The sequence below is a fragment of the Pseudomonas sp. FP597 genome (genome assembly GCF_030687435.1).
GTDB classification, from domain to species: Bacteria; Pseudomonadota; Gammaproteobacteria; order Pseudomonadales; family Pseudomonadaceae; genus Aquipseudomonas; species Aquipseudomonas lactucae.
In genome coordinates, this window is record NZ_CP117432.1 from 3,773,550 (window position 1) to 3,792,886 (window position 19,337).

The 19,337-nt window shown below is 59.5% G+C and carries 21 protein-coding genes and 1 pseudogene; 14 read left to right on the top strand and 8 right to left on the bottom strand.

Annotated elements, in window-relative coordinates:
- The first annotated feature begins 115 nt into the window (after positions 1 to 115).
- Together PSH66_RS17155 and PSH66_RS17160 are read left to right on the top strand one after the other, a co-directional pair.
- Entirely contained in the window at positions 116 to 4,906 is a 4,791-nt protein-coding gene (locus PSH66_RS17155) for an RHS repeat-associated core domain-containing protein (RefSeq protein WP_305427296.1), read from the top strand.
- Positions 4,903 to 5,334 carry a hypothetical protein gene (locus PSH66_RS17160; RefSeq protein ID WP_305427297.1) on the top strand — a complete coding sequence of 144 codons (432 nt, stop codon included), beginning with the start codon at positions 4,903 to 4,905 and terminating at the stop codon, positions 5,332 to 5,334. Before PSH66_RS17155 ends, PSH66_RS17160 begins: the two co-directional genes overlap by 4 nt.
- A gap of 95 nt (positions 5,335 to 5,429) precedes the next feature.
- Here PSH66_RS17160 and PSH66_RS17165 read toward each other — a convergent pair whose 3' ends face one another.
- Together PSH66_RS17165 and PSH66_RS17170 are read right to left on the bottom strand one after the other, a co-directional pair.
- A complete protein-coding gene (locus tag PSH66_RS17165) occupies positions 5,430 to 6,017 on the bottom strand; it encodes an NUDIX domain-containing protein (RefSeq protein WP_305427298.1) in 588 nt (195 codons plus the stop codon).
- A gap of 28 nt (positions 6,018 to 6,045) precedes the next feature.
- Positions 6,046 to 6,891: an SDR family NAD(P)-dependent oxidoreductase gene (locus PSH66_RS17170; protein ID WP_003174527.1), complete on the bottom strand. Its 846-nt coding sequence runs from the start codon at positions 6,889 to 6,891 to the stop codon at positions 6,046 to 6,048.
- 162 nt (positions 6,892 to 7,053) lie between these two features.
- On the opposite strand from PSH66_RS17170, the gene PSH66_RS17175 reads away from it, so the two are divergent.
- Both PSH66_RS17175 and PSH66_RS17180 read left to right on the top strand, forming a co-directional pair.
- The gene (locus PSH66_RS17175) at positions 7,054 to 7,980 is read left to right on the top strand and encodes an alpha/beta hydrolase (RefSeq protein ID WP_305427299.1); all 927 of its coding nucleotides are present in this window, start codon (positions 7,054 to 7,056) and stop codon (positions 7,978 to 7,980) included.
- A 379-nt stretch (positions 7,981 to 8,359) separates the two neighbouring features.
- Positions 8,360 to 9,145 carry a DeoR/GlpR family DNA-binding transcription regulator gene (locus PSH66_RS17180; RefSeq protein WP_141065080.1) on the top strand — a complete coding sequence of 262 codons (786 nt, stop codon included), beginning with the start codon at positions 8,360 to 8,362 and terminating at the stop codon, positions 9,143 to 9,145.
- Here the strand turns inward: PSH66_RS17180 and PSH66_RS17185 are convergent.
- Genes PSH66_RS17185 through PSH66_RS17195 form a run of 3 tightly spaced genes read right to left on the bottom strand, consistent with a single transcriptional unit; the run spans position 9,110 to position 10,502 of the window.
- Entirely contained in the window at positions 9,110 to 9,847 is a 738-nt protein-coding gene (locus PSH66_RS17185; RefSeq protein WP_305427300.1) for a DUF72 domain-containing protein, read from the bottom strand. The genes PSH66_RS17180 and PSH66_RS17185 overlap by 36 nt on opposite strands.
- Positions 9,844 to 10,275: a hypothetical protein gene (locus PSH66_RS17190; protein WP_003174530.1), complete on the bottom strand. Its 432-nt coding sequence runs from the start codon at positions 10,273 to 10,275 to the stop codon at positions 9,844 to 9,846. Before PSH66_RS17190 ends, PSH66_RS17185 begins: the two co-directional genes overlap by 4 nt.
- A 2-nt stretch (positions 10,276 to 10,277) precedes the next feature.
- Positions 10,278 to 10,502 carry a hypothetical protein gene (locus PSH66_RS17195; RefSeq protein WP_003174531.1) on the bottom strand — a complete coding sequence of 75 codons (225 nt, stop codon included), beginning with the start codon at positions 10,500 to 10,502 and terminating at the stop codon, positions 10,278 to 10,280.
- Between the two features lie 193 nt (positions 10,503 to 10,695).
- Between PSH66_RS17195 and PSH66_RS17200 the strand changes: the two genes are divergently transcribed.
- Together PSH66_RS17200 and PSH66_RS17205 are read left to right on the top strand one after the other, a co-directional pair.
- Positions 10,696 to 11,199: a DUF4142 domain-containing protein gene (locus PSH66_RS17200; protein WP_003174532.1), complete on the top strand. Its 504-nt coding sequence runs from the start codon at positions 10,696 to 10,698 to the stop codon at positions 11,197 to 11,199.
- Positions 11,200 to 11,229: 30 nt separating this feature from the next.
- On the top strand, positions 11,230 to 11,790 hold the full coding sequence (locus PSH66_RS17205) for a type 1 glutamine amidotransferase domain-containing protein (protein ID WP_003174533.1): 561 nt from the start codon (positions 11,230 to 11,232) through the stop codon (positions 11,788 to 11,790).
- A gap of 62 nt (positions 11,791 to 11,852) precedes the next feature.
- Here the strand turns inward: PSH66_RS17205 and PSH66_RS17210 are convergent, their stop codons facing one another.
- Positions 11,853 to 12,059 carry a PLDc N-terminal domain-containing protein gene (locus tag PSH66_RS17210; RefSeq protein WP_078733511.1) on the bottom strand — a complete coding sequence of 69 codons (207 nt, stop codon included), beginning with the start codon at positions 12,057 to 12,059 and terminating at the stop codon, positions 11,853 to 11,855.
- Between the two features lie 160 nt (positions 12,060 to 12,219).
- On the opposite strand from PSH66_RS17210, the gene PSH66_RS17215 reads away from it, so the two are divergent.
- From PSH66_RS17215 to PSH66_RS17230, 4 genes and pseudogenes are all read left to right on the top strand, one after another.
- Positions 12,220 to 12,777 (top strand): ATP-dependent Clp protease proteolytic subunit, encoded by a 558-nt coding sequence (locus PSH66_RS17215; RefSeq protein WP_305427301.1) that lies wholly within the window; start codon positions 12,220 to 12,222, stop codon positions 12,775 to 12,777.
- Between the two features lie 190 nt (positions 12,778 to 12,967).
- Positions 12,968 to 13,444: a hemerythrin domain-containing protein gene (locus PSH66_RS17220; protein ID WP_305427302.1), complete on the top strand. Its 477-nt coding sequence runs from the start codon at positions 12,968 to 12,970 to the stop codon at positions 13,442 to 13,444.
- A 171-nt stretch (positions 13,445 to 13,615) separates the two neighbouring features.
- Positions 13,616 to 13,723, top strand: a pseudogene (locus PSH66_RS30205) (general stress protein); the annotation flags it as partial.
- 69 nt (positions 13,724 to 13,792) lie between these two features.
- The gene (locus PSH66_RS17230; RefSeq protein ID WP_003174538.1) at positions 13,793 to 14,065 is read left to right on the top strand and encodes a hypothetical protein; all 273 of its coding nucleotides are present in this window, start codon (positions 13,793 to 13,795) and stop codon (positions 14,063 to 14,065) included.
- Here the strand turns inward: PSH66_RS17230 and PSH66_RS17235 are convergent.
- Positions 14,054 to 14,263 carry a DUF3079 domain-containing protein gene (locus tag PSH66_RS17235; protein WP_003174539.1) on the bottom strand — a complete coding sequence of 70 codons (210 nt, stop codon included), beginning with the start codon at positions 14,261 to 14,263 and terminating at the stop codon, positions 14,054 to 14,056. The genes PSH66_RS17230 and PSH66_RS17235 overlap by 12 nt on opposite strands.
- A gap of 178 nt (positions 14,264 to 14,441) precedes the next feature.
- Here PSH66_RS17235 and PSH66_RS17240 point away from each other — a divergent pair, with 178 nt between their 5' ends.
- Genes PSH66_RS17240 through PSH66_RS17255 form a run of 4 tightly spaced genes read left to right on the top strand, consistent with a single transcriptional unit; the run spans position 14,442 to position 17,472 of the window.
- The gene (locus PSH66_RS17240) at positions 14,442 to 14,972 is read left to right on the top strand and encodes an iron transporter (RefSeq protein WP_141065077.1); all 531 of its coding nucleotides are present in this window, start codon (positions 14,442 to 14,444) and stop codon (positions 14,970 to 14,972) included.
- Positions 14,972 to 15,295: a cupredoxin domain-containing protein gene (locus PSH66_RS17245; RefSeq protein ID WP_003174541.1), complete on the top strand. Its 324-nt coding sequence runs from the start codon at positions 14,972 to 14,974 to the stop codon at positions 15,293 to 15,295. The genes PSH66_RS17240 and PSH66_RS17245 overlap by 1 nt, the downstream gene beginning before the upstream one ends.
- A gap of 9 nt (positions 15,296 to 15,304) precedes the next feature.
- Complete coding sequence (locus tag PSH66_RS17250) at positions 15,305 to 16,138, top strand: FTR1 family protein (protein ID WP_305427303.1); 834 nt, start codon at positions 15,305 to 15,307, stop codon at positions 16,136 to 16,138.
- Positions 16,135 to 17,472, top strand: a complete 1,338-nt coding sequence (locus PSH66_RS17255; protein ID WP_003174543.1) for a 4Fe-4S binding protein — start codon at positions 16,135 to 16,137, stop codon at positions 17,470 to 17,472. The genes PSH66_RS17250 and PSH66_RS17255 overlap by 4 nt, the downstream gene beginning before the upstream one ends.
- Positions 17,473 to 17,688: 216 nt before the next feature.
- Here PSH66_RS17255 and PSH66_RS17260 read toward each other — a convergent pair whose 3' ends face one another.
- Positions 17,689 to 19,308, bottom strand: a complete 1,620-nt coding sequence (locus PSH66_RS17260; protein WP_305427304.1) for a methyl-accepting chemotaxis protein — start codon at positions 19,306 to 19,308, stop codon at positions 17,689 to 17,691.
- Positions 19,309 to 19,337 lie beyond the last annotated feature (29 nt).

The following is a 19,337-nucleotide window of genomic DNA, read 5'->3' on the forward strand; positions in this document are numbered from 1 at the left end:
GATAAGCTCTACTCCCCTGCCCTGAAAACCTCTGCAAAGTCCCTCGCCTGAATACACAGTGCGAGGGAGTGCAGATGGTGACGGTCATTAAGGCCCCAGGCGACGGGGCTGCATCATGATCAACGGAACCAGCCAAGCCATTGGCTTTCTGGTACTGGCAGCGATGGATTCGAAGGCGCGTGATGTCGAGTCCGTCCTCAGCGATTTCCGGGGCTGCCTCAACCACTACGATGCCTGGGCCGAGAGTTTTTTCAGCTTTTCGGCACTGGATGTCGAGCAAGTGTTCAAGGTCGGTAACGAGGTGGCGCTCGTGGCGCCCATCAACCGCTCGCTCTTTCCCAGCACCACCGTCGCAGCGTGCCAAGCCACCGGGACCTTGACCCTGGTGCACATGTTCCAGAGTTCACGCTTCGTCCCGATTGGCAATACGCCGGTGGTGCTACAGCGCATCGACCCCAACGGCGGCCCACTGGGCGAGCCCATTCACGACACGATCGGCCCCAGCGGCATCCTCACCCTCACAGGGTGTGATCGTAACCAGCAGTACCGAGTCGGTTTCTACCCCAACGTTTCCAGGGATCACTTCAAGGCGCTCTACGCCTCCTACCAGTCAGTGATTGCGCCGCTGGAGGATTGGCTGCGCAGCGAGTGGAACAGCACGTTCGGACCGCTGTGGAAGGGTTATTCAGAAGCCAACTTTCTCAAACGCTACCTCCTCCTGCATCAAGCCTATGCCAGCGGGTTTGGCGACGCACTGTACGCACTCTGGGACAACCTCAAGCAACTTTACCAATGGCTGAGCAACCCGCTGGCCAACGCCGAAAAGCTGCTGCATTACCTCTCCCAGGACGAATTCGAACAATTGCTCGCGTTGAGCACCGAAACCCTCGCCAAGGGTTTGCTGATGCTCAGTGACGAGCCGCTGTTGTTTATCCATCTGGCGGCGCTGGTCAGCTGGATGCGGATGCTACCGCCCCCGTACATGAACGAAATGCTCGGAGAGATCAGCGCCGAAGTGCTGATCAATCTGCTGCTTGGACTGGCTACCGGCGGCATGGGCATGGCGGTGCGTATGAGTTCGAAAGTACTCGGCGCTATCAAGTCTGCGCGTGTGCGCAGGTGGCTGGAACAGATAGCCATGCAGTTCGGTACAGCGCGTTTGGAGGGGCATACCGACGTCCTGAAACCGGTGTTGCTCAAGCGTGAGGCCGTTCCTGTCAGGACCGTGCCGGATGTGCCGTTGAAGGCTGGGGAGCAGGTGGTTTCGAACGCTGTGCCGGCGGTTCGTAGCAAGTCTCAGCGGACGGTTTTGGTCAGGCAGGAGCATGTCGACGACGTGCCTGCTTCGGGGAAAAACCCGAACGGGGATGCGGCGGCGGCTTCGGATAAGACCGTGACTAATGGGTGCCCGGTGTCGATGGTGACCGGGGAGGAGTTGCTCACGCTCACCGACGGCACGTTGGATGGGATTTTGCCGTTTGAGTGGACGCGGTTGTATCGCACCAGCGCGGTGGAAGTGGATGTTGGGCTCGGGTTTGGCTGGAGTCATTCGCTGGCGCAGCGGTTGGTGGTTTCCGGCGATTCGGTGGTGTGGACGGATCATGAGAATCGCATTACTTCGTTTCCGATGCCAACTGTTGTTCGCCCGGCAATCACCAATAGCCTGGCTGAAGCGGCGATTTATTTGGGTTCGTTGCCGGATGAATTGGTGCTGGCCCAGGCATCGCGGTTTTATCACTTTCGCGACGGTGTGCTGGTCTCGATCAGTGATGCGTATGACAACCGGCTGCGGATTGCCCGGGATTTTATGGGCCGCATTGAGCGGTTGGATAACGGTGTCGGCCGCTCGTTGTGTTTGCGTTATGAGCTGGACCGCATTGTGGCGGTGGATTATCAGGTTCAGCGGGCCAAGGGGTATGAGCCTTACGAATGGGTGACGGAGCAGAGCGTTGTTTCCTACGCCTATGACGACTTGGGCCGACTGGTTTGCGCGACCAATGCCGTCGGCGAAAGTGAGGTTTATCGGTACGACGAGCAGCACGTCATTCTGGAACGGGGCTTGGCTGGTGGGGCGAGCTTCTTTTGGGAATGGGAACGGTCCGGTAAAGCGGCACGCTGTGTTCGGCACTGGGCCAGTTTTTCGCAGATGGATACGCGGTATGCCTGGGGGAACGACGGTCGTGTTGTCGTGCATAACGCCGATGGCAGCCAGGAAGTGTACGTCCACGATGACCGCGCACGGCTGGTGCAGCGCATCGATCCGGACGGTGCCCAGCATTTCAAATCCTACGACGTTAAAGGCCGGCTGACGGTCGAGCAGGATCCGCTGGGCGCTGTGACGGCGTATCAATACGACGATGCCGGACGCTTGGTGGCGTTGTTTCCAGGGGACGACGAACCAACATCCTACGAGCATGACAATGGCTTCGTACGGGTTGTAAGACGTGGGGAGGCCGTCTGGAAGTACGAGCGTAACGATCAGGGCGATGTGACGCGTAGGACCGATCCCGACGGCCAAGTAACGGACTACAGCCACAACAAATATGGGCAGTTGACAGGAGTTTGGTACCCCGATCACAGCTGTCATCGCCTGGTGTGGAACGAACGCGGCCAGTTGCTTGAAGAGCAACTGCCCAATGGCGGCATCAAGCGCTATCGCTACGACGATCTGGGCCGCCAGATTGCCCGCGAGGATGAACAGGACGCGCTGACCCAATACCAATGGGACAGCGTTGGTCGACTAATTCGCGTCGTACTCCCCGGCGGTGCCACGCGGGAATACAGCTACAACCCCTACGGAAAAATCACCGCCGAACGCGATGAACTCGGCCACGTTACCCGCTACGAATACGCCGATGGCCTGCACCTGATCAGCCGCCGCATCAACGCCGATGGCACTCAGGTCAAGTACCGCTACGACAACGCTCGACTGCTGCTGACCGACATCGAAAACGAAATCGGCGAAACCTACCGACTGGACTACCACCCCAACGGCCTGATCCAGCAGGAAATCGGCTTCGACGGCCAGCGCACCGCCTACGTCTACGACCTCAACGGCAACCTACGGGAAAAAACCGAACACGGCGACGACGGTCGTCAGCTAGTTACCGTTTACCAGCGCGATCACGCCGGCCGCCTCGTACGAAAAACCCTCCCCGACGGCAACACAGTCGATTACACCTACGACCGCCAAGGCAACCTCCTCAGCGTCGACGACGGCCACTGGGCACTGGCCTACGAATACGACGCTCAAAATCGTCTCACCGCCGAACATCAGGGCTGGGGCACCCTGCGCTATGGCTATGACGCCTGCGGCCAACTTCAACATCTACGCCTGCCAGACAACAACCGACTGGTGTTCAACCACGCCAAAGGCGGCCACCTCGCCACCGTCGAGTTAAATGGCGCACTGCTCACCTCGCACCTCTTCAAAGCCGGCCAGGAACACCAACGCCAACAAGGCCAACTCCTCAGCCACTACCACTACGACGACCAGCACCGCCTGCACGCCCACACCGTCACCCAGCAGGAGAACTATTTTTACCAACGCCACTACGACTACGACAAATCCGGCAACCTCACCCGCCTCAACGACACCCGCAAAGGCGAACACCACTACCGCTACGACCCACTCAACCGCCTGATCCGCGCCGATCACTCGCAAGACCAGCAAGAACGCTTCGCCCACACCCCCGCCGGCAACCTGCTCATGCAAGACCGCCCCGGCCCTGACATCGTGGCGGGCAATCGGTTGATGATTCAGGGTGATCGGCACTACGACTACGACGCCTTCGGCAACCTGATCCGCGAACGGCGCGGCAAGGGCCATCAACTCGTTACCGAATACCGCTACGACTGCCAACACCGGTTGATTGGCCTCACCCAGCCCAACGGCCAGACCGCGAGTTACCGCTATGACCCGTTTGGGCGGCGCATCAGCAAAACCGTCAACGACATCACCACGGAGTTCTTCTGGCAAGGCGACAAACTCATCGCCGAACACCATGCGGATCGTCATCGCAGCTATCTCTACGAACCCAATAGTTTTAGGCCGTTGGTGCTGCTGGAAGGCTTCGGCCCAGACGAAACAAAGCCCTACCACTACCAACTCGACCACCTCGGCACGCCCCAAGAACTCACCGCTCCAGACGGCGAAATCGTCTGGTCCGCCCACTACCGGGCATACGGTGAAATCAGCCGCCTCGACATCGGAAAAATCGACAACCCGCTGCGCTTCCAAGGCCAATACTTCGACCCGGAAAGCGGGCTGCACTACAACCGCCATCGCTACTACAATCCGGATATTGGTCGTTACCTGACACCGGACCCGGTCAAGCTGGCGGGTGGGATCAACACGTATCAATACGTGCCCAATCCTACCGGATGGGTAGATCCGCTAGGGTTAAATGCCTGTCCGGGTGGAGATGGCTGCAAACCAGAAGCTGAAGCAGCCCTTCTCACGAAAACGACATACGTCGACAAAAGAGAACCTAGCCCGCCTGCCAGCACTAGCACCGAATACCTATATCGTGGAGACAGCAAAACTCCCGACCATGTCTTTCAATATGGATTCAAAAGCAAGGGAGATAGCAACGACCTATATCTGCACGCCCTCGACAGCAACAACCCTCCTAGTAACTTCATAAGTACCTCGCCATCGAAGATTGTCGGAATCGATTTCGCGACTAGATACGGGACACGAAAAGGATTTCTTTACGCATTGAAAAAAATCCCTGGTCGGAACGTGAATAAGGAGCTTGGAAAACTAGCACCTTTTGACAGCGAGGCAGAAATTGCCATACAAAGTAAAATCGATACAGAAGACATTTTGGGGGCGACACCTATGAAGCGAGATGGGGGCTACGTAGGCTATTCAATTCCGAACCCAAACAGGAAGGTAAAATGAAAACAAAAAAAGTCAAAGCCATAATAAATAGCGTTGAAAAATACGTTACTTTCAAATATGACTCTGCACATATAAAACTTAAATTCTCCGAAGCAGACAACTTTGCAAAAGTATATACCGCAGAAGACATGTATCTTTGCTTAGCCAAAGTCAGAGTTGACTTTCCTCATATAAAATTTCTATGCAAAGGGGCCAAAATAAATGTAAGGCCTTCAAGCATGGCCTCACAAATGAGTGGAGGAATGGTTGCATATGAGTTAACACTTGGAAAACGCACAACACGCGAAGATTTGGTGCATATATTTGACTATGAAGAACACAACCTCACCAACGACCCTCAGGAACAGCAAAAATTTTACAAAGAATGGGTAATATCTATAGGCGCCGACCGAACTGAACCCTCAAGTCCGAACGAAAACACCGCCTGACGCTTAAAGGTTGGTTCTGGGCTGCTTCGCAGCCCTGCGCAGGGCAAGCCTGCTCACCACAGGCCAACAACCTGTTCTCACTAGAAATTGCCGACTCACCACCCCTCTTTCAACATCCGCAACTCCAAATGCTGCAACAACATAATCGTCTTCCCATCCACGATCTCCCCGCTCTGCACCATCCCCAGCGCCTGCTCGAACCCCAGCTCCAGCACTTCGATATCTTCGCCCTCCTCCTCCAGCCCACCACCGCTGCCGACCCGATCCCCCGGCTGGTACTCGCCGATAAAAAAGTGAATGCGCTCCGTCACCGACCCCGGGCTCATGAACGCCGCATAGATCTTTTCCACATGTCCTACGCGATAGCCGGTCTCCTCCTCGGCCTCCAGGCGAATGCGCTCCTCGGGGCTGGCGTTGTCCAGCAAACCGGCCGCTGTCTCGATCAGGTAACCAGGATAGTCATTGACGAACGTTGGCATGCGAAATTGACGAATCAACAGCACCGTGCGCTGCTCGCGGTTGTACAGCAGAATGGTCGCGCCATTGCCGCGGTCGTACACCTCGCGGGTCTGGGCTTGCCAGCTGCCGTCGCGGCGGCGCAGGTCGAAGCTGTATTTCTTGAGGAGGTACCAGTTATCCGAGAGGGTTTCTTCGGCGGTGATGCGAACGGGGCTGTTGTCCATGTCTGGCTCTTAAAGGAAATAATCGGGTTTACGCTTGTTTGATGCGAGCCCACGCGGCTGCCACTTCTTCAGCACTGTCGGCCTTGATTCGGGCCAGATTACGCGGGTACTCCACACCGGGGTTTTCAGTGAAGCGCGTGGCGGTGAATTGACCATTGCTGGCCCGCAGGATGTAGCCCGTATCCTCACACTGCGTGGAGGCCAGAAACAATACGCCCGGCGTTACCCACTCCGGCTTGAGCTCGTCGGGTTCCTCAGTCACGCCCCACATACGCGTCTTGGCCACCGGCGAGATCGCGTTGACCCGAATCCCGGCTTCGGCACCTTCATGGCCCAGCGCGTTCATGATGCCCAGTTGCGCCATCTTGCCGGCGCTGTAGGCGACCAGGCCGGTCTGCTCATACTGCGCGTACATCGCACGGTCAGAGGTCGTGAGGATGATGCGCGGCGCGGCTGAACCCAGCAGGTGCGGCCAGGCGTGTTTGCACAACCACAGCGGCGCGTACAGGTTGATGTCCATGGCGCGCTGCAGGAAGGTGACGTCAAGCTCTGCAATGTTCTGGTACCCCACCCAACCGGCATTGTGAATCAGGATATCGAGCTGCCCGAATACCTCGATGGCGCAGGCCACCAGTTGTCGGCAGCCCGCTTCGGTGGACAAATCGCCGCCATGCCCTACCACTGTCAACCCTTCGCCTTGCAACGCTGCGGCCGCCGTCTGTACCACTGACGCATCGCTGCCTGCACCGGCGCTGTCAGCGCCGATATCACTGATCACCACCCGCGCACCGCAACGGCCCAGGGCCCGTGCATAGCTGAGGCCCAACCCACGTGCGCCGCCGGTGACGATGGCAGTTTTACCTGTGAAATCCATGTGCTTGCTCTCCTGTTCGGCTGTCTACCCTAACAACCTGTACACGGATTGTTCAACGCTGTAACACTTTGCAAGCAATCACCCTCAACGGCCGTCGAATTTATACCTGTCGGTGCAGGCCATCTGGTAAAAACCCTGCTTCACCTTCGCCCTGGAACCTTCATGTCTTCTCGTTTTCTGTCGCGCTTGCGCCTGCGCTGGCTCCCCCTGCTGTGCATGGCGGTGTTGATCGTTGGCCTGCCGGTGGGTTGCAGCGTGTTGCAACAAAAGGAGCGTGAGCTGGTGTTTCGCATCGAGCCGGGCACCGCCAGTTGGTACAGCGGTTTGCCCAAGGCGGTGCAGGAGTTCGAGCTCAAACCCGCCCGTTTCAAGTCGGGGCAGAACATTCACGGCTGGTGGTACCCGGCGGACAGGAAGGACGCTCCGGCGATCCTTTACCTGCACGGTGTGCGCTGGAACCTCACCGGGCAGCTGTTTCGGATCGAGCAGTTGCATGCACTGGGCTATTCGGTGCTGGCCATCGACTATCGCGGTTTTGGCCAAAGCAAAGGTGACCTGCCCTCGGAAACCACAGTGTACGAAGATGCACGCATCGCCTGGGAACGTTTCCAGTTGCTGCAGCCGGACCCGGGCAAACGCCTGATCTACGGGCATTCGCTGGGGGGTGCCGTAGCCATCGATCTGGCGGCGGAACTGGGCCGGCAAACACCGCTGCCGGTGCGCGGGCTGGTGATCGAGTCCACCTTCACGTCCCTGGCGGATGTGGCCACGGCGGTGGCCAATACCTCGTTGCCGGTGCGCTGGTTGCTGTCGCAGAAGTTCGACTCCATCGACAAGATTGCCGATATCCATATGCCATTGCTGGTGGTGCACGGCCTTGACGACCGCTACGTGCCACCGCGTTTCAGCCAGCAATTGTTTGAAGCAGCCCAGCAACCTAAACGGCTGTTATTGGTGCCCGGTGCCAGCCATAACAACAGCATGAGCCTGGCTGGTCGCAGCTATCGACAGGCGCTCGATAACCTGATGCAGGCCAGGATGCCGGCGCAGGTTGTCACACACGCCACAAGCCGGAACGGCGACTCATAAAAGGTGCTTTTCGGCACTGGGTTAGCGCTTGGCTGTCAAGCGCAAACCCTGCCCATGCTGGCCCAAATCGGTAGCTGATCAAATATTAACCGCAGGTTAAATCGCCAAGCCAGCCGGGCGTTCGCAAAGTTATCCACAGAGATACCCACGGTTTTCGTGGACAACTCTTTTTATTTTTTTACGATTTTTTTGCTGATTCAATGCTTTCCGGGAATGTCCCCGGCACCAAAATCTCGCGGTTCATCTCACGTATATCGTTATACCCATCGCGCTGCAATTGGCGGCCACGCAGACGTATTCTGCGATGTCGTCCAGGGGCCATTGCGTTTATAGAGAGCGCAGATTAATCTCGCACAAACCCGCAAAATAGCGCACAAACATGCACGATACCCATCAAGCCATTGACCTGCCTTCCTTACGCAAACAGAAGATTCTGTTGCTGCTGGAGCGCGATGGCAAAGTCACCGCCTCGCACTTGGTCGATCACTTTGCCGTGTCCCAGGACACCATCCGCCGCGACCTCGGCGAGCTTGCCGCCGCCGGCCTGCTGCAGCGAGTCCATGGCGGCGCCCTGCCCCGGCCAAAAGACACCGGCAAGGATTTTTTTACCCGCGTTGGTGAAACCAATGAGGCCAAGCGGCGCCTTGCACAACGGGCGGCGGAGCGCGTCGAAGACGGCCAGATCGTGCTGTTCGATTCCGGCTCCACCACGCTGCAGATCGCCCAGTCATTACCGCATTCAATCCGCCTGACGGTGGTCACGACCTCGCCGATGATCGCCATCGCCCTGGCCGACCATCGAGAAGTGAAGGTGATTCTGGCCGGCGGCCCACTCAACCCGGCCACGCTCTCCACTGGCGGCCATGAAGCGATCCGTCTGATCCAGAGCATCAAGGCCGACCTGCTGTTTACCGGCGTGTGCGCACTGCATCCGCAGGTGGGTATGAGCACGCTGCATTTTGATGAAGTGGCGGTCAAGCAAGCCCTGCTCGACAGTGCCTCACACGTGGTGGCAGTGACCATGGCGGACAAGCTCGGCGCGGTGGAGCCATTTGTGGTGGCGCCGTGCAGTCGCATTCACACGTTGATCACCGAGTGGCATGTGCCGGGTGTGGAGGTGTATGAGCAGCTAGGTTTGGAAGTGCTGCGGGTTGAGGTCGAGTAGGTACAGGGCGTCGGACACCGCATGGCCGCTGGCGGTGTTGTCGAATAGGCACCAGGTCGGAATGCCCGCTGCGGCCGACTGGCCCATGAGTCGCGCAAAGGCCTGCACACGTTCCGGGCCATAGGCGCTGTGATAGATGCGCGGCGATCCATGCAGGCGCCAATAGCGCACGCCTTGCCAGCCGGCGCAGGTGGGAGCGGCGTCAATCACGGGTGGGTCGGCGGCCACCCGCCCTATGTGCAGATCCTGCAACATCGACTGCGCCGCCAGCCAACTGGCGTGACGCGGTTCGAGCACCACATGGCCAGCAAAGCGCTCGCGTAATGCGCTGAAAAATACACAGGCACTGGCAGGCTCATAGCGCAAAGAGGGAGGCAGTTGCACGAGCAGGCACCCCAAGTGTTCACGCAATGCCAGGCACTGTTCGAGAAACTCATCCAGCGCGGTTTCACACTGTTGCAGGCGCAACTCGTGGGTGATGCGCTTGGGCACCTTCACCGAAAAACGAAATCCTGGCGGCACGCATTGGCCCCAACGCGCATAGGTTTTCGGCAGGTGGGGACGATAGAACGAGCTGTTGATTTCCACCGCGTTGAAGCGCGACGCATAGCGCTGCAAATGCGTGCCCTCCTCGCTGAACGCCGGCCAGTGCTCACGCGGCAAGCTCCAGCCCGCGCATCCCACATACAGCGATGCCGTCAAAACAGCACCGCCGCCGCATCGCGCATGAAAATCTCGATGGTTTTCGGCCCCACACCATCGAACTCGGCCAGACGCTTCTCAAACGCCTGGCGGTCCGCGCTGGCGCTGCGCACCTGGGTGATCTTGCCCGCATACTCGGCGTTCAACTTGGCGCTGAGGTCCAGCAGGCGCTGCGCAGTGGTTTCGTCGTAGCGCACGTAATGGGCGCGCCCCAGCATTGCCACCAGCTCTCGCGATGTGCAGTGCTGCAACTTACGCGCGGTGTCGCAGCCCTGCTCTTGCACAATCACCTTGTACGCCTGCGCGGCAATCGGTGCCTGGATGCGCTTGCCCATCAGGAAGCTGGCGATAAACCACTTGAACAGGCTGGTGTCATCTCCGGGCTTGAGCTGGATGCTCAGTTCGGACGCCGAAATAGCCTTGGCCATGCTCAGCGGTCCAGCTTGCGCTCGGCCTTGTCGAGCCGCTCATTGATAGCGTCGGTCTGGCGCTCAGTGTCTTTGATCGAGGTGGGCGTGAGCACTTTGTCGACCGTTTGCGTGTTCGGATTCGGATGTTCCAGGGTCTGCCCCTTCGACGCCCGCTCGCGGCCCTCTTGCGCGTGTTCGGAACTGATCGCTTCCGGGGTTTTGTCGGCAGGGTTGTGATCGGTCATGGTGAGTCTCCTGGCAGTCTAAGGCCCACGAAAACAGCAGGCACTTATGCAGCAGAGCCCGCCACATTTGGATAGTTCAAGTCAATTTTCCACTTCGCCGCCTGCGAAAAAATCAAAAAAAATTAAACCTTTTACGCACACCTTCGCTCAACTTTCAGGTAACGACATCACGTCATCCACAAGGAGCTACACCATGACTACCAAGCTGATGAAACAGATGGGCCTGACCTTCGCACTGGTTGCCGGTTCGATTTCCGTCGCCATGGCGGCAACCAACAATGACTTCGTCGACAAGGCTGCGCAAAGCGGTATCACCGAAGTCGAGGCTGGCAAGCTGGCCCTGCAAAAGAGCAGTTCGGCTGACGTGAAGACCTTCGCCCAGCACATGGTCGACGATCACACCAAAGCCAACCAGGAGTTGATGGCCCTGGCCAAAAAACACGATCTTGAAGTGCCGGACGATGCCGCCCTGATGGACAAGGCCAAGAAAGCCATCCTTGAGATGCGCGACGAATCGTTCGACAAGGCTTACGCCAACAACCAGGTCAATGCCCATGAAGAAGCCGTCGAGCTGTTCAAGAAAGAGTCGACTTCCTCGGACAACGCCGAGCTGAAGGCTTTCGCCAGCGAGAAGCTGCCGACCCTGGAAAAACACCTGAAAATGGCCAAGGAGCTGCAAAGCAAATACGCCAAGTAATCCACTCATTAGCACAGGAGACATCCGCACATGAGCTCGCAACTCAACGGTAAAAAAATCCTGATCATCACCTCCAACACCGGCATCGAGCGCGACGAGTTGCTCAAGCCTCTGCAAGCACTGCGCGATTTTGGCGCGACGGTGACCCACGGTTCCAGCAAGGGCGGCACCACCCAGACGTTTGTCGGTGATACCGAAAAGGACAAGACCGTGGAATCCGACGTGCAATTGTCGGACGTCGTCAGCCGCGATTTTGACGCGCTGGTGATTCCAGGCGGTACCGTCAACGCTGACACCCTGCGCCAGGACGCGGCGGCACTGCGCTTGATCAAGGACTTCGCCGACGCCGGCAAGACCATCGCGGCCATCTGTCACGGCCCCTGGACGCTGATCGATGCGGGCGTGGTTCAGGGCAAGACCCTGACCTCGTATAAAAGCGTGCGCATCGACCTGGAAAACGCCGGCGCCGCCGGTTGGGTCGATGCCCAGGTCAAGCAATGCAAAGCCAATGGCTGGACCTTGATCACCTCGCGCACACCGGATGACTTGCCGGCGTTCAACGAGGCGATTGCCCAGGCGCTGGCTGGCTGATCGCTGAACCCTGAACGTAAACAGGCGCCCGTGGGGCGCCTGTTTGCTATCCGCTTCACACGTCAGCTTTTACGCGAGTCTGCCATCTCGCGCTTGGGCCCGAACATCGCCCAGGCGATCAGCCCCAACAACGGCACGAAGATCAGCACCACCAACCATAAGCCTTTGGTCTCCCAGCCGCCGGTGCTGCGCAACACCACATTGATCGCCCACAATTCCAACAGCAGCAGAATCACCGCCAAACCGATCCAGACATATTCTATTTGCATGATTCACCTCCTGAGGTCTATGGCTTAGGTCAAGCACGGCGCCCAAGGGTTCCATCGAATTTGCAGCAAATGGCTCACGCCCACCGGTTGCGGCATATTCTTCGCAAGCCTCTAGACTCAATGTCAGTCCCTCTCTTGTGGTGAATAACGGAGGTTCAACATGACCGAACATGTCATCCACTTTCATTGCCAGATCGACCAGGGCACCACCGAACGCTTTCGCGATTGCTGCCTGGACGCCATCGAAGAAGGCGCCAGCTCCCTGCTGTTGAACCTGTCGACCACTGGTGGCAGCACCAATTTCGGTTTTACCCTCTACACCTTCCTCAAGGCGTTGCCGGTGCCGTTGTGTGCGATCAATGCGGGCAACATCGAATCCATGGGCATCATTCTGTTCCTGGCGGCCAACCGGCGGATTACCACGCCTCATTCACGCTTTCTTATCCACCCGATGAACTGGTATTTCAGCCAGAACTCAGTGGACCACCAGCGCCTGCGCGAGTACCTGTCAAGCCTGGACAACGACTTGGCGCGCTACGTCAAAATCTATGAACTGGAAACCCTGCAGGCCGAAACCCAGCTGGATATTTTCAAGTGCCTGTCGGCCGAGGAAAAAGTTATCGCGGCCCATGAGTCACTGGCCTATGGCATTGCCCATGAGGTCAAGCAGGTGGTGTTCGCCGAAGACATCAAGCACTGGAAGGTCAGCGGCGGATAAGCACGGTGTAATGCAATCCCGCTGACCGCCGACCATGCAAGCTGCACGACATGCGCCTTCGCCACAAATTTATAATATTTTGTTTTATAAGCACTTTTATCAAAATAAAAAGTTGGTACGACGGATGCAATGACCTACCGGACGAGGCGCGCACTTCGACGCGCCCGACCCCAGTCTATGAGGTTTCATCATGAATGCCATCGACCTTCTCAAAGCCGACCATGAACGTGTCAAGGCCCTGCTGACCCAACTGAGCGAGTCCACCGAGCGCGGTGTGAAAAAGCGCACCGAACTGCTGGCCAAACTGGAGATGGAAATCACCCTGCATACCAAGCTCGAGGAAGAGATTCTCTACCCCGCCTTCCGTAAAGCCGGTGGCAAGGAACAGGACATCATGTACCACGAAGCCAAGGAAGAGCACCGCACCGTCGACACCCTCGTACTGCCTGACCTGAAGCAGACCGAACCGTCCACCACCGAGTTTTCCGGCCGGGTGAAAGTGGTCAAGGAACTGCTGGAACATCACATCGAAGAAGAGGAAACCGAGATGTTCCCTCAAGCGAAAAAACTGCTGGGCAAAGCGCAACTCGAAGAGCTCGGTGCTGAAATGGAAGCCATGAAAGCCGCGTATAAAAAATCCATGACCGCCAAGCCGATGGCGGCCTGACGCCCGCTCATCGTCTCGCTTCCAACTTTTTCAAACTTTACTTCTGAAGGCGTATTCCCAATTAGGCAACACCCATTGATTCACTCATTGATGAGGGATTTGAAAATGGCTAATAGCGGAAAAACCACCACAGGCGCAGGCGGCAAAGCCAAGTCCGACACGACCCGCAAAAGCGGTGGCCAGGGCTCCGGCGGCAACTTTGCCAACGACCGTGAAAAGGCTTCTGAAGCCGGGAAAAAAGGCGGGGCCCACAGCTCCGGCGGCGGCAGAAAGTCTTGATTGATGCGACACCGGGGCCCTCCGGGATGGGGGCCTCGGTTTTGCGCAATGGCTCAAGAGGATTGAATCATGAAGAACGTGCAAAGGATCTTGCTCACCCTCACCCTGACCGCCCTGTGCGGCCAACCCGCCCTCGCCGCGTTTGGCGACAACCCCACACCTTCGGCCAACGCCTTGACGGGCGACGGTGCCGCCGGCTCTGCCCTGCCGCCGGGAACTTACCCGAGCAGCCCTTCCGACAGCGACAAAAAAACCCAGGACACCGACAAGCAGCAGGACAAAACGTCCAAGCCTGCCGCTCCCGATAAAGACCGCCAGAAAAAACCGCGCTCAGGCAGCTGACGGCTCATCCGCACTCGGCGGCTCGGGCGCCAGGCCCCAGTCGCCATATTCGTACCAGTCGTCGCCGAGCATCTCGGCCGGATGCATGGTGCGGTCGGCACCGTTACCGCAGGCCAGGTCGGTGGCGCCGCAGTAGCGATCACAGCCCCAGCAGATGCGCTCGGGGTGTTTAGGGTGCAGCGGGAAAGGCTTGGCCATTACAGTGCTCCTTACCGAAGGGCGACATCACCACCCTACCCCTGAGTCCCACCCCCCGCCTTGACCGATATCAAGCCTGGCACGCATGAAATATCGTCCGAACTTGACAAGAATCATTATTGTTTACGCCAGACCTTTCTAGACTCGGGCTCCTCTTCTCACCCGTCTGGAAACCCTTATGCGTACCCTCTCTGTGCTACCGATCGTCCTGCTGTTGTCCACCTCCGCGGCGCTCGCCAAGGAGTACCCCATCGGCGAACCGCAACCGTGCCCCGGTCTGGAGATCGGCGCGGTGTACCTGCAACCGATTGAAATGGCCCCGGCCGGCATGATGCGCGCCACCGCCGATTCCGACGTGCACCTGGAGGCCGATGTGCGGGCCACGGCGGACAATGCCCAGGGCTTTCAGGAAGGCAGTTTCGTGCCGTACCTGAACCTGTCGTTCTCGCTGAAAAAACACGGCAGCGACACGCCGATCAGCGGTGACTTCCACGCCATGGTCGCCAACGACGGGCCGCACTATGGCGATAACGTCAAACTGCAAGGGCCCGGCAAATACACCCTCACCTTCAGTGTGCTGCCGCCCACCGGCCACCATTCCCTGGGCCGTCACACCGACAAGGAAACCGGCGTGGCGCCCTGGTTCGAACGCTGCGAGGTGCATTACGAATTCGTCTACGCCGGCATCGGCAAAAAAGGCGGCTACTGATGCGCCGCGTTTTGCTGTTGGGCGGTGTGCTGCTCAATGGCGCGGCGTTGGCGGCGGCGTTGCCCACCTATGAACTGAGCCTGCAAGACGGCCATTTCACCCCGCCGCAACTGGTGGTCAAGGCCGGCGAGCGCTTCAAGATCCTGCTCAACAATGTCGGCGCCGGGCCTGCCGAATTCGAAAGCACACCGCTGCGCGTGGAGAAAGTCTTGTCGCCCGGAGTGACCACCTTTGTGGTGATCCACCCGCTCAAGCCCGGTGTGTATCCCTTCTTCGACGAGTTCAACCCACAACTGCCCGAAGGCAGCATCCGCGCCGACTAGGAGCCGTTGATGAATCAAGCGATGTTCATTGTGTGGCGCGAAAGCGTCGAAGCGCTGTTGGTGATCGGCATCTTGCAAGCCTGGATCAGCCGCCAGAGCGGCCACTCACGCCTGACCCGTTTTCTCTGGGCCGGAGTGCTGTCGGGGCTGCTGTGCTCGGCGGGCCTGGCCGGGTTGATGCTGTGGGCCGGCGAGACCATGACCGGCGCCGAGGGCGAATGGCTGCAAGCCCTCATGACGCTGGTGGCCAGTGGCTTGATGGTGCAGATGGTGTTCTGGATGCACCGCAACGCGCCCACGCTCAAGCACACCCTGGTGAGCGAAGCCGACCAGCGCCTGGCCCATCAGGGCGGTTGGGGGCTGATGCTGCTGGCGCTGTTGGCGGTGAGTCGCGAAGGCAGCGAAACCGTGGTGTTCCTCTACGGTGCCGGCGCGCGGCTGCATGACACCGCGCTGGGATTGTTCGCCATCGGCGGTGTGTTGGGCCTGGTGTTGGCCGGTCTCACGGTAATGCTGTTGCGCAGCAGCCGGCGTTATATCTCGTGGTCGCGCTTTTTCGCCCTCAGCGAAGCGCTGTTGCTGCTATTGGGGGGCGCCCTGCTGGTGGCCGCCGTGGACCGCATCAGCGGGCAACTGCTGGCCATGGACATGCCCGATTGGGTCTACAACGCCTTCGGTGAAAGCCGCTGGGACAGCAGCGCCCTGCTCAGCGACAGCCATGGCGTCGGCGCACTGCTCGCCGACTTTGCCGGTTACCGCGCCGCGCCCAGCCTGATCACCTTGCTGGTGCTGCTGGGCTACTGGCTGGTGGTGGGCAACGGCTTGCGCCGGTCACGGGCATGAGCTGGTTGCAACAGCTGGGCGATGGCATGCGCCGCCATGCCCGGCTGATCCGTGCCGTGCAATGGGCGGTGGTGCTGGCGTACGCCGTGCTGCTGGTGGTGCCGGCCCTGCTGCCGCTGCCGGACAGCCAAGCGCGCCTGCTGAACAACCTGACGCTGCTCGCGCAATTTTTGTTCTGGGGTATCTGGTGGCCGTTCGTGTTGCTGTCGATGGTGTTATTCGGGCGCCTCTGGTGCGGCGTGCTCTGCCCGGAAGGTTCGTTGAGCGAATGGGCCAGCCAGCACGGCCGTGGCCTGGGCATACCCCGCTGGCTGCGCTGGGGCGGCTGGCCTACCCTGGGCTTTTGCCTGACCACCCTCTACGGCCAGTTGATCAGCGTCTATGACTACGCCCAGGCGGCCTTGCTGATCCTTGGCGGCTCGACCGTGGCGGCGGTGATCGTCGGCCTGCTGTTCGTACGCGGCAAGCGTGTGTGGTGCCGCTACCTGTGCCCGGTCAGCGGCGTATTCGCCCTGCTCGCCCGCCTGGCGCCAGTGCACTTCGCGGTGGATCAACAACGCTGGAAAGCCAACACCGCCCCACGCCTGCCACTGCCCAACTGCGCACCGCTGCTGGACATCCGCCGCCTGCAAGGCGCCAGCGACTGCCACGCCTGCGGCCGCTGCAGCGGACAACGGGGTGCCGTGCAATTGATCGCGCGTTCGTGCAACCAGGAAATCCTCCAGGCACCGCGCCAACCCGGCTCGGTGTGGGACGCGCGCCTGTTGCTGTTTGGTGTGATCGGCCTGGCCATGGGCGCGTTCCACTGGACCGCCAGCCCGTGGTTCATCGTCCTCAAGCAAAGCCTGGCCGAATGGCTGGTGGGCCACGACTGGTTATGGCCACTGCAGGACAATGCGCCGTGGTGGCTGCTGACCCATTATCCGCAGCTCAATGACAGCTTCAGTTGGCTCGACGGTTTTTGCATCGTGCTGTATCTGACAGGCAGTTCATTGCTGCTCGGTGGCGCATGCTGGCTACTGCTGCACCTGGCTGCGCGCGTGGCGGGTGATCGTGCACTGTTTCGGCCACTGGCGTTGACCTTGACGCCCTTGGGTGGTGCGGGGTTGTTTTTGGGGTTGTCGGCGACGACGGTGAAGTTGTTGCGGTATGAGGGGTGGGTATTGGCTTGGGTGCAGCCGGTTCGGGTGGGGGTTTTGGTCGGGGCGATTGGGTGGTGTTTGTGGTTGGGGTGGCGGCAGCTGGATGGGGTGGAATCGCGGTGGGGTGCTTGGGCTGGGGTGATGGTTGCGGTGTTGGGGGTGGGGTTGATTGAGTACCTATCTGTTGTTTAGTGACGATTGATATGGGTTCGGCCTTTACGAAAAATGCATTCATTGACACGCCCTCATCGGGGCATAGGTCTTTACACAATTTTTAAAAGCTGAAAATCTTCCCTGTGGTGAGCGGGCTCATCGGGGGCAAGCCCCCTCCCACATTTGGACGGAGTTCGACAGGCCATATCGGCCGGCTCTGAAACCGACGGCCTGTGCTGCCTGCATTCGATAAACCTAAACCCGGAACCGCCCCACCATCTGATGCAACACCCCCGCCATCCCCGCCAGATCCTGCCCCGCCGTCTCCGTATGCAACGCCCCCTGCAACACCTGCTGGGACAAATTGCGAATCCCCACCAGATTACGATCCACCTCCCGCGCCACCAGCGCCTGCTCTTCGGTGGCGCTGGCAATCATCATGTTGCGCTCGTTGATCTGCGAAATAGACCGCGTGATTTCCTCCAACGCCTCCCCCGAACGCTGGGCCACGCCCAAGGTCGCCTGCACCCGCTCACTGCTGCTGTGCATCGCGGCCACCGCGTGTTCGGTGTCCTGGCGAATATTGCCGATCATCTGCTCGATCTCCTGGGTCGACGTCTGTGTGCGATGGGCCAGCGCACGCACCTCATCGGCGACCACCGCAAAGCCGCGCCCGGCATCGCCGGCACGCGCAGCCTCGATGGCAGCATTGAGGGCCAGCAGGTTGGTCTGGTCGGCGATGCTGCGGATCACTTCCAGCACGCCGCTGATGTCCTGCACGCGCCCGGCCAGTTGCTGGATGCGTTCGGAGGTTTCCACCACGCCGGTGGCCAGGGTGTTGATCGACGCCACGGTTTCCTGCACCTGGGCGCGGCCGCGCTGGGCGGTCTGTTCGGACAGGCGCGAGGCTTCGCTGGTGCTCACGGCGTTGCGCGCCACTTCATCGACCGCGGCGGTCATTTGATTCACCGCCGTGGCGGCCTGTTCGATCTCCTGGCCCTGGGCCTGCAAGCTGCTGCTGGTCTGGCCGCTGACCGCGCTCAATTCCTCGGAAGAACTGGCCACGCCGTCAACCGACGCCGCAATGTGCCGCACCATCTGGTTCAGGCTCTGCTGCATCCGGTGCAGGTTGCGCATCACGCTGCCCTCGGCGCTGTTGCCCACCGGCACCTGGATGGTCAGGTCGCCCTCGGCGATATGGTTCAACACCCGCGCCGCTTCGGACGGCTCGCCACCCAGGGGGCGGATCACGCTGCGGGTGACAATCACTGCAGCGGTCACCACCAAGGCCAGGCACAGCAGGAACAGCCCGATCATGGTGCGCCGGGCCTCGTCGTACAGGGTCTGCGCCGCCTGCTGGCGCTCGGCGAACACACGCCCCTGCATCGCCATCAAGGCGTCCAGGCTCTTGAACACGTCCAGTTCGGCCGGCATCACCTGTTGCTTGAGTTGCGCCAGGCCCTGCTCGCGGGCGCCCTGCCTGATCAGCGCCTGCACTTGAGTAAATGCGGCGACGTAGGCTTCACGATGGCTTTTCAAGGTGGCATACGCGGCCTTGCCTTCGGCGGTGTCGAGCAGTGGCTCGAGGGCGGCGAAGGCGTCGGTGATGCGCTGGCGTGTGGTACTTATGGCGGCCTGGGCCTGTTGATTGTCCTGGTCAATCAGCAGGTCGCGGGTGTTGCGCCCGTTATCGCGCACACCGGTGGCAATCACCATGATCGGCGCGATTTTCGGCCAGTCCTGCCGCACGATCTGTTCCGATTGCTGCTTGAGGGTGGCCAGGTCGTGCAGGGCGTAAAACACCAAGCCGACCAGGGCCAACGGCGCAATCGCGAAACCGATGACAATGCGTTGAGCCGTGGTTAATTGCTTCATTCTGATAATCCCTGATGAAAGCCTGCCCA

What these genes read in the sequence shown, in the direction of transcription:
- PSH66_RS17155 (WP_305427296.1), top strand. Translation starts at nt 116, where the DNA reads ATGATCAACGGAACCAGCCAAGCCATTGGCTTTCTGGTACTGGCAGCG.
- PSH66_RS17160 (WP_305427297.1), top strand. Translation starts at nt 4,903, where the DNA reads ATGAAAACAAAAAAAGTCAAAGCCATAATAAATAGCGTTGAAAAATAC.
- PSH66_RS17165 (WP_305427298.1), bottom strand. Translation starts at nt 6,017, where the DNA reads ATGGACAACAGCCCCGTTCGCATCACCGCCGAAGAAACCCTCTCGGAT.
- PSH66_RS17170 (WP_003174527.1), bottom strand. Translation starts at nt 6,891, where the DNA reads ATGGATTTCACAGGTAAAACTGCCATCGTCACCGGCGGCGCACGTGGG.
- PSH66_RS17175 (WP_305427299.1), top strand. Translation starts at nt 7,054, where the DNA reads ATGTCTTCTCGTTTTCTGTCGCGCTTGCGCCTGCGCTGGCTCCCCCTG.
- PSH66_RS17180 (WP_141065080.1), top strand. Translation starts at nt 8,360, where the DNA reads ATGCACGATACCCATCAAGCCATTGACCTGCCTTCCTTACGCAAACAG.
- PSH66_RS17190 (WP_003174530.1), bottom strand. Translation starts at nt 10,275, where the DNA reads ATGGCCAAGGCTATTTCGGCGTCCGAACTGAGCATCCAGCTCAAGCCC.
- PSH66_RS17195 (WP_003174531.1), bottom strand. Translation starts at nt 10,502, where the DNA reads ATGACCGATCACAACCCTGCCGACAAAACCCCGGAAGCGATCAGTTCC.
- PSH66_RS17200 (WP_003174532.1), top strand. Translation starts at nt 10,696, where the DNA reads ATGACTACCAAGCTGATGAAACAGATGGGCCTGACCTTCGCACTGGTT.
- PSH66_RS17205 (WP_003174533.1), top strand. Translation starts at nt 11,230, where the DNA reads ATGAGCTCGCAACTCAACGGTAAAAAAATCCTGATCATCACCTCCAAC.
- PSH66_RS17210 (WP_078733511.1), bottom strand. Translation starts at nt 12,059, where the DNA reads ATGCAAATAGAATATGTCTGGATCGGTTTGGCGGTGATTCTGCTGCTG.
- PSH66_RS17215 (WP_305427301.1), top strand. Translation starts at nt 12,220, where the DNA reads ATGACCGAACATGTCATCCACTTTCATTGCCAGATCGACCAGGGCACC.
- PSH66_RS17220 (WP_305427302.1), top strand. Translation starts at nt 12,968, where the DNA reads ATGAATGCCATCGACCTTCTCAAAGCCGACCATGAACGTGTCAAGGCC.
- PSH66_RS17230 (WP_003174538.1), top strand. Translation starts at nt 13,793, where the DNA reads ATGAAGAACGTGCAAAGGATCTTGCTCACCCTCACCCTGACCGCCCTG.
- PSH66_RS17235 (WP_003174539.1), bottom strand. Translation starts at nt 14,263, where the DNA reads ATGGCCAAGCCTTTCCCGCTGCACCCTAAACACCCCGAGCGCATCTGC.
- PSH66_RS17240 (WP_141065077.1), top strand. Translation starts at nt 14,442, where the DNA reads ATGCGTACCCTCTCTGTGCTACCGATCGTCCTGCTGTTGTCCACCTCC.
- PSH66_RS17245 (WP_003174541.1), top strand. Translation starts at nt 14,972, where the DNA reads ATGCGCCGCGTTTTGCTGTTGGGCGGTGTGCTGCTCAATGGCGCGGCG.
- PSH66_RS17250 (WP_305427303.1), top strand. Translation starts at nt 15,305, where the DNA reads ATGAATCAAGCGATGTTCATTGTGTGGCGCGAAAGCGTCGAAGCGCTG.
- PSH66_RS17255 (WP_003174543.1), top strand. Translation starts at nt 16,135, where the DNA reads ATGAGCTGGTTGCAACAGCTGGGCGATGGCATGCGCCGCCATGCCCGG.
- PSH66_RS17260 (WP_305427304.1), bottom strand. Translation starts at nt 19,308, where the DNA reads ATGAAGCAATTAACCACGGCTCAACGCATTGTCATCGGTTTCGCGATT.